The organism is Pseudoalteromonas sp. BSi20439 (genome assembly GCF_000241165.1).
Lineage (GTDB): Bacteria > Pseudomonadota > Gammaproteobacteria > Enterobacterales > Alteromonadaceae > Pseudoalteromonas.
Map to the genome: position 1 here is coordinate 29228 of NZ_BADW01000136.1, position 13344 is coordinate 42571.

Here is a 13344-nt window from a genome sequence, read left to right on the forward strand (position 1 = left end):
TTGTTGATTACTTAACTCAAGCAGTTTGATTATAGAAAAATAGCGCTAACTTGGAATAACTTTTCAACCACGTTAATGTGCTTCTTATCAATTAAGAACATAATTACATGATCGCCTGATAGAATTATCGTATCGTCGTGGGCAATCAGTACATCGTCATTACGTACAATTGCACCTATTGTGGTACCTGCTGGCAATTTAATATCAGCAATCGCGCGACCCACTACTTTAGATGTATTTTCATCACCATGAGCCACTGCTTCTATGGCTTCTGCAGCCCCTTTACGCAATGAGTACACGTTTACAATATCACCACGGCGTACGTGTGTAAGTAACGCAGAAATAGTCGCTTGTTGTGGTGAAATGGCAATATCAATTTCGCCGCCTTGCACTAAATCAACATAGGCACCTCGTTGAATAAGCACCATGGTTTTTTGTGCCCCCATGCGTTTTGCTAGCATGGCCGACATTATATTTACTTCATCGTCGTTGGTAACGGCAATGAACACATCAACCTGTTCTATGTGTTCTTCTGAGAGCAGCTCCTGATCGGACGCATCACCACAAAATACCACGGTGTTGTCGAGCATTTCAGAGAGTTGCTCTGCGCGTTCTTTACTGCGTTCTAGTAATTTAACGCTGTGGTTTCTTTCTAGTGAACGGGCAAGGCCAGCACCAATGTTACCCCCACCGGCTATCATAATTTTTTTGTACGAGCGTTCCAGTTTTTGTAGCTCGTTCATTACCGCACGAATGTGTTTAGTAGCGGCAATAAAAAATACTTCATCGTCGGCTTCTATTACTGTGGTGCCTAATGGTTTTATTGCTTTGCCTTGACGGTAAATAGCTGCTACCCGGGTTTCAACATTAGGAATATGTTGTTTAAGTGTAGATAGGGCATAGCCTACCAATAAACCGCCATAGTAGGCTTTTACCGCCACTAAAGAGAGCATGCCGTCGGCAAATTGTAGCACTTGTAATGCACCGGGGTAATCTATTAAACGGCGAATATATTTAGTTACGAGTGCTTCTGGGGCTATGTAATGATCGACAGGTAAATCATCATTATGAAAGAGTTTTTCGCGGTATTTTAAATATTGCTCAGAGCGAATACGGGCTATTTTGGTTGGTGTATTAAAAATACTGTAGGCAACTTGGCATGCCACCATGTTCACTTCATCTGAGCTGGTCACCGCGATAATCATATCGGCATCCTCAGCCCCTGCGCGACTTAGCACGTCAGGGTGAGCGCCATGGCCTGCAACACCTTGTAAATCGTATTTATCTTGCAGTTCACGCAAGCGGTTACCGTCGATATCAACTACGGTTATTTCGTTTTGTTCACCCACTAAGTTTTCTGCGAGTGTGCCGCCAACTTGCCCAGCACCGAGTATGATTATTTTCATTATGTACCCGTATTATTAATACTAATTACATCAAAGTATTAGCTACCTCTAAATTGAAGTAGCTAAATGTATTGCCTAGGCTTTTTTAACCAATTTAGCGTAGTAAAAACCGTCGCTTTCACCAGGTAACAGCTGTAAACCCGGTGTGGTTTTGGTGTCCTCGCTGTGTAGAGGAATATGCTCTACATCGTCGTTATTAGCTAAAAATTTAGCAACTTGTTGTTGGTTTTCTTGTGGAAGTACCGAGCAAGTTGCATACACTAATGTGCCGCCTGGTTTTAATAATGGCCAAATGCTATCGAGTATATCGCCCTGTAAGGTCGATAAGTCGTTAATGTCAGATGCGCGACGTAACCATTTAATATCTGGGTGACGACGAATTACGCCGGTTGCAGAGCAGGGTACATCTAACAAAATACGATCAAACTGTTCTTCATCCCACCAAGTGTGAGGTTGCGATGCATCTCCACATTGTAAATCGGCGCCTAAACCTATGCGTTCTAAGTTTTGTTTAACACGCTCGAGGCGTGTGGCATCGCTATCAAGCGCAAGTACATCAGCATCGGCAAGCTCTAAAATATGGCAGGTTTTACCACCAGGCGCTGCACAGGCATCGAGTATTGCATCACCATTTTGTGGGTCGAGATAGCGAGCTGCAAGCTGCGCTGCTGCATCTTGTACTGAACAAGCGCCGGTATCAAACTCAGGAAGTGAAAACACATCTCGAGGCTTACTTAGCTTTATGCCATCAATAAAATCTGGGTTTAGGGTATGTTCGATATCGTTAGCAGTTAGCATCTCGCTATATTCTTGGGTGCTAAACTGCGATTGATTCACTCGCAGCCACATTGGTGCTTGCTGCTGGTTTGCTTCTAGTATGTCTTCCCAGTTATTTGGGTAGGCTTCTTTTACTTGCTTTATAAACCAGTTTGGGTGGTTATATAAACACACTGGAATCTGTTTGGCTTTTTCTTCAAGCTCAAGTTGTTGGCGCTGAAAGCTTCGTAAAATGGCATTAATAAGCCCTTTTAGACCAAGAGCGCGCAATTGTTGTAATGCATTAACGGTTTCGCTAATTGCAGCATGTGGCGGTACACGCATATGTTGTAGTTGGTAAATGCCCACATACAGCAAAAACTGAAAAATACGGCGCTTACCTTTAAGTGGTTGCTCAACTAAATGCTGGCAATAATTTTCTAGGCTAGGTAAGTAACGTAATACTCCGTAGCAAATTTGCTGCAGTAAGGCTTTATCTTTAGGTGATAGGCCTTGGCTAGCGAAAGGGAGTTCTTGATTAAGCGATGCGCCTTTATCAACCACGTTATATAAAGTTTCAGCGGCTAGCGCTCTGACATTGCTTACATTACTCATTATTTTCGCCTAATACGGTGCCAGGTGTAACCCAGTCGCTACGACCGTTTAAAAAATCATTAATTGCCATTGGCTTTTTGCCTTGTGGTTGTAATTCGCTAATAGATAAAGCGTGTTTACCACAAGCCACAACGATACCGTTCTTATCACTTGTTAGTACGGTGCCAGCTGCGCCTGATTGCTCTACAACATTTGCTTGGTATATTTTTACCGTGTTACCGCTCATTTGGGTAAAGCATACTGGCCATGGGTTAAAGGCACGAATGTTACGCTCAATTTGCTCGGCATCCATAGACCAATCAATGTTGGCCTCGTCTTTAGAGAGTTTTTTCGCGTAATTAGCATCTGCATCGTTTTGTGGTTCAGGGGTTATGTCACCTTTAGCCAAACGATTTATAGTGTTTATGAGAGCATCAGGCCCAAGCTCAGCAAGCTTAGCGTATAAGCTTGCACTGGTTTCAGCGCTATCGATAGGGCAATGGCTAATATGTAGCATATCGCCGGTATCTAGCCCTTCATCCATTTGCATTATAGTGACACCGGTTTGCTGATCACCTGCCCAAATAGCGCGTTGAATCGGCGCTGCACCACGCCAGCGTGGTAAAATAGAACCATGTACATTTAAACAGCCTAGACGTGGGGCATCTAAAATGGCTTTTGGCAAAATTAACCCGTAGGCAACCACAATCATGATATCGGCATTGAGGCTGTTTAATTCCTCAAGTGCTTCGTCTGTTTTGAGTGATTGAGGCTGAAAAACAGGGAGGTCATGTTCTAGTGCAAGCGCTTTTACTTCACTGGCTTTTAGTTTTTTTCCGCGACCCGCTGGACGATCTGGTTGACTGTAAACACCCACAATTTGGTGTTCACTATTAATGAGTGCTTGCAGATGGCGTGCAGCAAAGTCCGGAGTACCGGCAAATATAATGCGTAATGGTTGTGTCACTGAGTTTCCTAATTATTTACTAAGGTGCTTATTATTGCGCTGCAAACTTCGCTTCTTTTTCAAGCTTTTTACGAATGCGTTGGCGCTTTAATGGAGATAAATAATCAATAAATAATTTACCTTGAAGGTGATCAAGCTCATGCTGAATACAAATCGCTAATAACTCGTCGGCATCAAGAATAAACTCTTTACCTTCTTCGTTGAGTGCAGCCACGGTGACGGTTTCTGCGCGATCAACTTTTGCATACGAATGAGGAACTGATAAACAGCCTTCTTCACTCACGGTAGAGCCATCTTTTTTGATAATTTGTGGATTAATAAGCACCAGCGGTTCATCGCGCTCTTCTGATACATCGATCACCACAATGCGTTGGTGAATATCAACTTGCGTAGCAGCAAGCCCAATACCATTTTCATCGTACATAGTTTCTAGCATATCTTTGACGATTTCACGCACTTGGTCGTCAACAACTGTTACTTCTTTTGCGATTGTACGTAAACGTTCATCTGGAAATCTTAAAACTTCTAACCTAGCCATAGTTACCTTTTACACTTATGCTTAAATTTAGGGTATCGTATGTTCTTATTTTAGCCATTCACGTTCCCCTTTAACAGGTTTTGGTTAATAATAATGAAAAAACACTATGAGGAAGCTCAATGAAATCTCCATTAATTGCAATAATACTTGCATTAGGTGCTACTTTTCCTGTGCTAGCAGATATACTAACTATAAAAAAAGACGCGCCTAAACAATACGTTGTAAAAAAAGGTGACACGCTTTGGGATATCTCAGCTATATATTTGAACGAGCCATGGCTGTGGCCTGAGTTATGGCAAATGAACCCGCAAATAGAGAACCCTCATCTTATTTACCCGGGTGATGCGTTAGCATTAATTTACGATACGGACGGTAATCCGCGTTTAGTGATTAATAAAGCGTATCGAAAACTATCACCCATGGGGCGTATTACCCCTAAAGGGAAAGATGCCATTACTACCTTACCGCTTGCGGTGATTAAACCGTATTTGTCATTTGAACAAGCGATAAACAGCGATTCGATAAAAGAAAAACCTTATATCTTGGGTGCAAACGAAAATACCAAAACTCAAACTATCGATCATATTTTATATGTTAAAGGTAATTTAAAGCGCCATCAGGCTTATGCTATTTACCATAAAGGGGCGCCTTACACCGACCCTAAAACAGGTGAAGAACTTGCGAGTAGAGCATCTTATGTGGGTATGGCCCGTGCCTTTAGAGAAGGTGATGCAGCTAATGGCGAACCTGCATCAGTAAGAGTTGAATCAGTTAAACGCGAAATTAAACAAGGTGATTTTTTATTACCGGCTATGGAAGGGCAGATGCTGCCAGTGTATTTTAATATGCATCGTCCTACCCAGCCATTGCAGGGGCATGTAATTGCTTCACCCCGTGAAGTGAGAGAATTTAGCACGATGGATGTGGTGGTGCTAAACTTAGGCTCAGAGCAGCAAGTTGAGGTAGGTCATGTGCTGGATATTGAACGCCAGTCACCGACGGTTATTGATGGTGCCAGAGGTCCGCGTTATACCGAAGACTCGAGTCGTTTGGAAAAATTAATATCGGCTACCAACGAGTTACTTGGTTCAGAAAGCAATGAAGATAGCATTGCGTGGAAAATGCCAGCAGAAAAAGTTGGTGAAATGATTATTTTTAAAGTGTATGACAAAGTTAGTTATGCGCTAATCACTAAAAATCAGTACCCAATTCGCATTGGAGATTTAGCAGTTATTCATTAAGTAGCGAGTCGGTGTTCTAGGAGGGAACATGGAACAATCGTCTGGCAAGCTAAATCATTGGCTTGCCTTTTACTTATGCAAAGGGCTAGGGATTAAAACGCTCTTAGCCCTGTCTAAACAACACAGCCTAGCATCGCTGTTTTCTTTACCACACGCTGAGCTGGTAAACATTGGTTTAACGGCTCACCAGGCTAGCAATTTACTTAATACTAATTGGCAGCAAGTTGCACATTATGAGCAGTTGATCAGCCAACAAAACATTATTGTTATTAGTATTTTTGACAACACTTATCCTGAACATCTAAAGCAGATTGCCAGTGCCCCGTTATTACTTTTTTGTAAAGGGGATACCAGCTTGCTAGCTTCGCCGCAAATTGCCATTGTTGGCAGCCGAAACGCAACCACCACAGGGCTTGAAATTGCTGCTGAGTTTGCACATCAGCTAACGCTTGCTGGCATAACTGTAACCTCAGGTATGGCGCGAGGCATTGACGGTGCAGCTCACAAAGGTGCATTAGCGGGAAATGGCAAAACCATTGCCGTGTTAGGTACTGGCGTTGATATTTACTATCCTAAACGACACAAATTGCTCACCGAGCAAGTATTAACAACGGGCTTATTGGTGAGTGAGTTTTTGCCAGGTACGGCTGCCAATGCGCATAATTTTCCACGACGTAATCGTATTATTTCAGGGCTATCACTTGGGGTGCTGATAGTGGAAGCCGAAATTAAAAGTGGCTCATTAATTACCGTACGTTATGCGCTTGAACAAAATAAAGAGGTTTTTGCGGTACCCGGTTCAATAAAGAACCCGCTGGCACAAGCTAGTCACTTTTTAATTAAGCAGGGTGCCAAGCTGGTGGAAAACGTCGCGGATATTCTTGATGAGATGAACTTTTCATACCCTTCTGGTCTAAACTATAAAGAGTTAACCAATACAACACCCTCAGAATGCGAGGTGCTTAACAGTATTGGTTTTGAGGTGACCAGTGTGGACGACATTATGCGTCGAGTGCAGTGGCCAATTGATAAAGTACAAGCGCGATTGCTTGATTTAGAGTTAGACGATCAAATAGAGCGAGTATTAGACGGCTATATTAAATTAAGCGCTGGAGGATAATATGTTTGATATTCTCATGTATTTATTCGAAAACTACGTTCATAGCGAAAGTGATGTATTTGTTGAGCAAAGTAAGCTTACCGATGAGTTACTCCGCGCTGGATTTAATAAACCCGAAATTAACAAAGCCATTGACTGGCTAGATCAACTTGCCGCATTACAATACAGCAATGAATCACCTTATTTATTGGCCACAGAGCAGCACGCAGTGCGAATTTTTACTGAGAGCGAGTGCCAAGTTCTCGATACCCAATGCCGTGGCTTTTTAATGTTTGTTGAACAAACTGGCGTCATTAATAGCACCACTCGTGAAATGGTGATGGACCGTTTAGCGGCGCTTGATAACTCAGCTATTACTTTGGAAGATTTAAAATGGTTAATTCTGATGGTGTTATTTAATGCCCCTGATTCTCAGCATGCGTATGAGCAAATGGAAGATCTTATTTTTGATGAGCCCAGTGAAGTGTTACATTAACAGGTTAACGAATAATCATTATTGCGTGTTTTATTATTTTCAGCGTTAACAAACCGACTGCCATAGCTTGTATCTTTAAGGGTTTTGGGTATATTAGGCGAAAATTCACCAACCACTAGGATTTACATGAGTAAAATCGATCATTCACTTTTTTCGGCTAATCAACATGCCTTAGAAAAAGAATATGAGATATGCCCGCAATGTGGTTCAGAACTCGTCATTCGTAATAGTAAATCTGGGCCTTTTTTAGGCTGCGCTAGTTACCCTAAGTGCGATTTTATTCGTCCGCTTGCTCATCATGATAGCAATGAAATCAAAATACTTGAGGACAGCGAGTGTCCAGAGTGTAGCAAGCCGCTGGTGGTGAAAAATGGCCGCTACGGTATGTTTATTGGCTGTACCGGTTACCCTGAATGTCATTATATTGCCAGTGAGCATGACGATACCCCAAGTGAAGAGCCTGTGATTGGTTGCCCTAAATGTAAAAAGGGGCACTTGGTTTCACGCAGTAATAAGTTCGGAAAAGTATTTTATTCCTGCGACTGTTACCCAAGCTGTAAATATACGCTTAATCATAAACCTGTAGCTCACGCGTGTCCTGTATGTGACTGGCCAGTTGTTACTGAGAAAAAAACCGCGAGTGGCGCTGTGTTACAATGTCCACAAAAAAGCTGTATGCATAAGTTTGCTGCCACTGAATAACGTAAATATCTCTGGAGACAATTTTGTCTGACCTTTCTTCTTTATCTGCTGCAATAACAAGCTTAGAAAACGGCGATGTTATTTTATACCCAACCGAAGCTGTTTATGGTTTAGGTTGCGATCCTGACAATCAACAGGCGGTGGAACGTTTACTTGATATTAAACAACGCCCAGTTGAAAAAGGGCTTATTTTAATTGCTGACAATTACGGGCAATTATTAAAGTACGTGGATGACGCTAAGTTGCCCATGGACAAACGCGCTGATATTTTTTCAAGTTGGCCTGGTGCTATTACCTGGGTTATGCCTGCTGCTAAAACCACGCCTAAGTGGTTAACTGGGCAATTTGATACTATTGCAGTGAGAGTAACTAACCATCCTACAGTTAAACGCTTATGCCAAGAGTTTGGTAAACCATTGGTATCAACAAGTGCTAATTTAACTGGTCAAGCAACGGTAACAAGCATTGTTGAAGCGCAGCAGCAGTTTGCAGAGCAGGTTAGTTTTTATGTTGATGAACCATTAGGCGGTAATACTCAACCAAGTACCATTAAAGATGCCACGACAGGCAATATATTCAGAGGTTAACTATGCAAAGCGAATTATTAAAACAAGTAAAAGCCTACTTTATGGCTTTGCAAGATTCCATTTGCCAAGGCTTAGAAGCAGCAGATGGGAAAGCACAATTTGTTGAAGACAGCTGGCAGCGAGAAGAGGGCGGCGGTGGTCGTACTCGCGTTATCACCAATGGTAATGTGATTGAGCAAGGGGGAGTTAATTACTCTCATGTATTTGGTGCCTCTATGCCGGGCTCTGCCACTGCACATAGACCTGAGCTTGCCGGACGCAGTTTTCATGCGTGTGGTGTATCATTAGTGATTCACCCTAAAAACCCACATATACCAACAAGCCATGCCAATGTACGCTTTTTTATTGCCGAAAAAGAAGGTGAAGAACCGATTTGGTGGTTTGGTGGTGGTTTTGATTTAACCCCGTTTTACCCTGTACTTGAAGATGTAGTGCATTGGCACCAAGTTGCGCACGACGTTTGTCAGCCTTTTGGCGATGACGTATATCCAAAATATAAAAAATGGTGTGACGAATACTTTTATTTAAAACATCGTGATGAAACTCGCGGCGTAGGCGGCTTATTTTTTGACGATTTAAATGAGTTAGGTTTTGAGCAAAGCTTTGCATTTATGCAATCGGTAGGGAATGGCTTTTTAGATGCTTATGTTCCTATTATTGAACGTCGTAAAAACGATGAGTACACCGAACAACAACGCGACTTCCAATTATATCGCCGTGGTCGTTATGTTGAGTTTAATTTAGTTTGGGATCGTGGCACATTGTTTGGTTTACAAAGCGGTGGCCGTACGGAATCTATTTTAATGTCTATGCCACCTTTAGCCCGTTGGGAGTATAACTATACCCCAGCCGAAGACAGCGCAGAGGCATTGCTATATAAAGATTTCTTAAAGCCTCGAGATTGGTTAGCACTAGGCTAAGAATGATATGCCAGTCAATAAACTACTGATTGACTGGCTTTTAAAATTATTGCTTAAGTTTAAAGCTGCGTACCTGCTCATCTAGCGAGCGAGCTAAATTGAGTAACTCTTCACTGACTTTTTGATTTTCATCCGCATCCACTAACGATTGCTCTGCATTATCGCTAATGCCAACGACGCTTCTATTTATTTCTTCGGCGGCTAGATTTTGCTGCTCTGTTGCATCGGCTATTTGTATATTTAGCTCATTTATTTCATTCATTTGCCCTGAAATATCTTTTAAAGCCTGTGCAACTTGTTGTACTTGTTGCGCTCTTTCGTCTGCCTCTGCACAGGACTCACCCATGGTTTTAACTGTTTGCGCTGCTTCTGATTGCAACTTATCTATAGTACGGCGTATTTCATCGGTAGAGGCATGAGTTCGGGTTGCTAAAGTTCGTACTTCATCAGCAACAACGGCAAATCCTCGGCCTGCTTCACCTGCACGGGCAGCTTCAATGGCAGCATTAAGTGCTAATAGGTTTGTTTGTTCAGCAATACTGCTGATCACCTCAAGTACTTTGCCCACTTCAAGCGTTTGCTCTTGCAGTTGTCTCACTTGATCTGCCGCTTGGCGTACATCTTCAGCTAGTTGATTTATACTGAGTTCGGTTTGCTCTGCAACCTGCATGCTTTGCTGTGCTAGTTCATTACTGTTCTCAGATTTTTCTTGAGCAAAATGAGTGGTGTTTCTTACTTCATTGGATGAGCTTTCTAGCTCATTAATTGCTGCGGCCACCGAGTCGGTACTTTTCTTTTGTTCTAAAATAGCGCGCTCAGTAGTATCGGCCGAGGTATAAATTTTCTCTGCTGAATGAATAAGCACTTTTGAAGAGTGAGATACCTGAGCAATGTTATCTTTAAACGTAGCAATCATTTGGTTAAAACTGGTGGCAAGCCAGCCGAGTTCATCTTCGGCGTTATCTTCAATGCGTAAGGTTAAATCTTTATTGGTAGTAGCTAAGTGCATTGCATGGCCGAGCTTTTTAAGGCGCACTATAAATATTTTTCTAAACACTATACCTAGCAGCACAAAGGCAATAATAAAAATAGTAGAAAGTAGGCTGGTGGTTATTAAGGTGTTGTAAGTTACCTCGCTATCAATATCGGCTAGGGAATAGCTAATTTTTACCACGCCCAGCACATCGCCTTCTTGCGCTTGATGGCAGCCTAAACAGTTAGTGCCTTTATAATCCGTGCTAGCATACATAGGGCGTAGGTAGGTCATACTGCGGCTATCAGTGTTTTGCTCTATAAATAAGCTTTCTTTACCCTGCAGTGCTTCGCGTTCGTTGTTATTACTCGCTGTTTGGTTTTTATTTCCGGCCCCATACAGTTTATTAACTATATCGGAGCGAATAATATGGGCATCTTCTATATTAGGGTGTTTGCGTAGCTTTTGGCTCAATAATTCTCGATTAGCCATAGTGCCCGTTAGCATCATGGTGTTTATTGAATCAAAATAGTTATCGGCAAGCAGCTTAATATTTTCTGCCACCGTATCTTGGGCGAGCGTGCGCTGCTGGCTAGCACTACTAAAAATACTCGCTATTAATACAATAATGCCGGTTAAGGCTAACAAAGCATAAATTTTATGTTGGATAGATTTCACACGCGCCACGCTTTTCTAATTATTTGATAGGGTATTATCTATATTTTAGAAAAGCGGGTTTTGACTTAGCGCAAATAATCCCCAATTAAAGAATGAGGTAGGTTAATGCTGGTTAATCATATGGCTGGCTAGTTGGGCCAGTGACTGACGTAAGCCCTCGCGTAACACGGGGTTATCAATTTCTATATCTAAGGTTTTATTCATGCAATACATCCACTGATCGCGTAGGTCTTGATCAATAGGGAACGGCATATGACGTTTACGCAGCATCGGGTGGCCATGCTTTTCAACAAATAGGTCAGGCCCACCAAGCCAACCGGATAAAAACTCAAAAAATACTTGGCGAATTCTGTCTAATGGTTGAGGATGCATATCATATAATGGTTTAGCGTATTCATCGCTGGCCATTATGTCGTAGAATCTATTAGCAATTGCACGCGTGGGGGCTTCTCCACCAATGATTTCATACGGGGTTTTATCTGGCGTAGGTGCTTGCGTAGTTGTAGACGGCTTTGATCTTGAAAAGAGTCTTTTAATCATAATTTTATCATCGTTAATAGGCAGTACTAAAACTGCGAAGAGGTTGTTTAAAATGGACAAATATGCGGTTTTTGGAAATCCAATCAAACATTCAAAATCTCCCATTATTCACCAGCAGTTTGCAAAGTCATTGGGAGAGCAAATCGACTATCGCGCAATTTTAGCACCTATCGATGGATTTGAAAAAACAGTCGCTGCTTTTTTTGAGCAAGGGGGAAAAGGTGCCAATGTCACTGTGCCTTTTAAAGAGCAGGCTTTTGCTTTAGCCGATGAACTCACTCCAGTTGCTAAACTGGCAGGCGCAGTGAACACCCTTAAAAAGTGCGATGATGGCAGTTTACTCGGTGATAACACCGATGGCATTGGTTTTGTTAACGACTTACTGGCCAATAAAATAACGATAACAGGTAAGCGCTTGTTGATCATTGGTGCGGGTGGCGCTGCTCGAGGAGTTATCTTACCTTTACTAGAGCAGCATCCCGCAGAGATAGTTATTGTTAATCGCACGGCACACAAAGCTCAAACATTGGCAAAGCTCTTTACTGGGCACGGCAATGTTTCGGGGTATGGTTTTGACGACCTTCCTGAAGTTGATTATCACTTGGTTATAAATTCAACCTCGAGCAGTATGAATAACGAGTTACCTGCACTAAATTCTAAGTATTTAAGCGCATGTGAAATGGCTTATGATATGTTTTACGCCACGCAAAATACGCTATTCATGAATTGGGTCAGCGAACACAACAAAACAGCTAAGCTGTTAGATGGTAGTGGCATGCTAGTAGGCCAAGCCGCACAAGCTTATTATGTATGGCGAAATAAAATGCCTGAGATTGTTCCTGTTATTACTGCACTAAAGCAGGGAGTGCTTAAATGAATCAAGCAATACAGTTTATAGATCGACTCGAATTTAGAGAGCCAACTCATCAATTAGTTTTTTTTGCACAAGTAAATGGCATGCTAGTTGAGTGTGTGATTGCTGTCAGTAGTTTAAATTTAGCCGATGAGAGTCATGCAACGCGTTATTTTGAGCAATACCGTTTTGATTATGAAGAACGTGCCGAGCAGCTCATTGAAGATGAATGCTATAACTCGGCAGGTCAAATAGAAGTGAGTTTAGTTAGTTAAATTAACTAGCGTCTTCAGCTAAGTATTCATCTTTTAGCTGCACGTAATTATCAGCAGACACTTTTAAAAAGCTCAGCTCTTGTTCTGTTAATGGGCGAGCTTGTTTTGCTGGACTACCTACATATAAATAACCAGACTCTAAACGCTTATTAGGAGGTACTAAAGCACCGCCACCAATAATTACCTCATCTTCTACAATCACATTATCCATAATAATAGCGCCCATACCCACGAGTATACGATTACCTAATACGCAGCCATGTAGCATTACCTTATGACCAACGGTTACATCATCACCAATAATAAGTGGGTAGCCGTCTGGATTATTTTTTGTTGCTCTTGATAAGTGTAAAACACTGCCATCTTGTATATTAGTACGCTGACCAATACGAATATGGTTAACATCACCACGGGCAGCAACTAACGGCCATACACTGCTATCATCACCTATAGTGATATCACCGACTAATACAGACGACTCGTCTACATAAACAGATTTATTAAACGCAGGAGTGATTCCTTTATAAGAACGTATTGCCATATATGCACCTTTAAATTAAACATATTAAGAGTATCAGTGTAACAGTAGCGCTTATTTTAGTGCCAGCAAAGCCTGGTTTGATTATAAAACTACCAGTTTCACCTGCTTTCGCTCAGATACTAACCGAACAGTGTGTTTTTTTAGTTTTTCTTTAAAAAAGTACTTGCGTAAAAATCTG

Annotated in this window: 15 protein-coding genes; 8 read left to right on the forward strand and 7 right to left on the reverse strand. The window is 41.9% G+C overall.

From position 1 onward, the window contains the following. Nucleotides 1-29: 29 nt before the first annotated feature. From trkA to def, 4 genes are all read right to left on the reverse strand, one after another. Entirely contained in the window at nucleotides 30-1406 is a 1377-nt protein-coding gene (gene trkA / locus P20439_RS11800) for a Trk system potassium transporter TrkA (protein WP_008112933.1), read from the reverse strand. A 75-nt stretch (nucleotides 1407-1481) separates the two neighbouring features. Next, a complete protein-coding gene (gene rsmB, locus P20439_RS11805) occupies nucleotides 1482-2777 on the reverse strand; it encodes a 16S rRNA (cytosine(967)-C(5))-methyltransferase RsmB (RefSeq protein WP_008467077.1) in 1296 nt (431 codons plus the stop codon). Then, complete coding sequence (gene fmt, locus P20439_RS11810) at nucleotides 2770-3723, reverse strand: methionyl-tRNA formyltransferase (RefSeq protein ID WP_008467078.1); 954 nt, start codon at nucleotides 3721-3723, stop codon at nucleotides 2770-2772. The genes rsmB and fmt overlap by 8 nt, the downstream gene beginning before the upstream one ends. Nucleotides 3724-3754: 31 nt before the next feature. Further along, nucleotides 3755-4261, reverse strand: coding sequence for a peptide deformylase (gene def, locus P20439_RS11815; protein WP_008112927.1), 507 nt, complete (start codon nucleotides 4259-4261; stop codon nucleotides 3755-3757). A 119-nt stretch (nucleotides 4262-4380) separates the two neighbouring features. On the opposite strand from def, the gene P20439_RS11820 reads away from it, so the two are divergent. The 6 genes from P20439_RS11820 (at nucleotide 4381) to hemF (ending at nucleotide 9306) form a co-directional block, all read left to right on the forward strand. Beyond that, complete coding sequence (locus P20439_RS11820) at nucleotides 4381-5502, forward strand: LysM peptidoglycan-binding domain-containing protein (protein ID WP_008467081.1); 1122 nt, start codon at nucleotides 4381-4383, stop codon at nucleotides 5500-5502. 28 nt (nucleotides 5503-5530) lie between these two features. Beyond that, entirely contained in the window at nucleotides 5531-6622 is a 1092-nt protein-coding gene (dprA, locus tag P20439_RS11825) for a DNA-processing protein DprA (RefSeq protein WP_008467083.1), read from the forward strand. A gap of 1 nt (nucleotide 6623) precedes the next feature. Beyond that, complete coding sequence (locus P20439_RS11830; protein ID WP_008112921.1) at nucleotides 6624-7097, forward strand: DUF494 family protein; 474 nt, start codon at nucleotides 6624-6626, stop codon at nucleotides 7095-7097. Between the two features lie 126 nt (nucleotides 7098-7223). Then, nucleotides 7224-7799: a type I DNA topoisomerase gene (locus tag P20439_RS11835; RefSeq protein WP_008467085.1), complete on the forward strand. Its 576-nt coding sequence runs from the start codon at nucleotides 7224-7226 to the stop codon at nucleotides 7797-7799. Between the two features lie 23 nt (nucleotides 7800-7822). Further along, the gene (locus tag P20439_RS11840; RefSeq protein ID WP_008112915.1) at nucleotides 7823-8386 is read left to right on the forward strand and encodes an L-threonylcarbamoyladenylate synthase; all 564 of its coding nucleotides are present in this window, start codon (nucleotides 7823-7825) and stop codon (nucleotides 8384-8386) included. 2 nt (nucleotides 8387-8388) lie between these two features. Next, a complete protein-coding gene (hemF, locus tag P20439_RS11845) occupies nucleotides 8389-9306 on the forward strand; it encodes an oxygen-dependent coproporphyrinogen oxidase (protein ID WP_008112912.1) in 918 nt (305 codons plus the stop codon). A gap of 46 nt (nucleotides 9307-9352) precedes the next feature. Here the strand turns inward: hemF and P20439_RS11850 are convergent, their stop codons facing one another. Together P20439_RS11850 and P20439_RS11855 are read right to left on the reverse strand one after the other, a co-directional pair. Next, nucleotides 9353-10957, reverse strand: coding sequence for a methyl-accepting chemotaxis protein (locus P20439_RS11850; protein WP_008467087.1), 1605 nt, complete (start codon nucleotides 10955-10957; stop codon nucleotides 9353-9355). A gap of 102 nt (nucleotides 10958-11059) precedes the next feature. Further along, nucleotides 11060-11497: a group II truncated hemoglobin gene (locus P20439_RS11855; protein ID WP_010392770.1), complete on the reverse strand. Its 438-nt coding sequence runs from the start codon at nucleotides 11495-11497 to the stop codon at nucleotides 11060-11062. A gap of 52 nt (nucleotides 11498-11549) precedes the next feature. On the opposite strand from P20439_RS11855, the gene aroE reads away from it, so the two are divergent. Both aroE and P20439_RS11865 read left to right on the forward strand, forming a co-directional pair. Further along, nucleotides 11550-12374, forward strand: a complete 825-nt coding sequence (gene aroE, locus P20439_RS11860; RefSeq protein WP_008467091.1) for a shikimate dehydrogenase — start codon at nucleotides 11550-11552, stop codon at nucleotides 12372-12374. Next, on the forward strand, nucleotides 12371-12625 hold the full coding sequence (locus tag P20439_RS11865) for a DUF1488 domain-containing protein (RefSeq protein ID WP_008467093.1): 255 nt from the start codon (nucleotides 12371-12373) through the stop codon (nucleotides 12623-12625). The genes aroE and P20439_RS11865 overlap by 4 nt, the downstream gene beginning before the upstream one ends. A gap of 1 nt (nucleotide 12626) precedes the next feature. On the opposite strand, the gene P20439_RS11870 is transcribed toward P20439_RS11865, so the two are convergent. Then, the gene (locus tag P20439_RS11870) at nucleotides 12627-13166 is read right to left on the reverse strand and encodes a gamma carbonic anhydrase family protein (protein ID WP_008467096.1); all 540 of its coding nucleotides are present in this window, start codon (nucleotides 13164-13166) and stop codon (nucleotides 12627-12629) included. Between the last annotated feature and the right edge of the window lie 178 nt (nucleotides 13167-13344).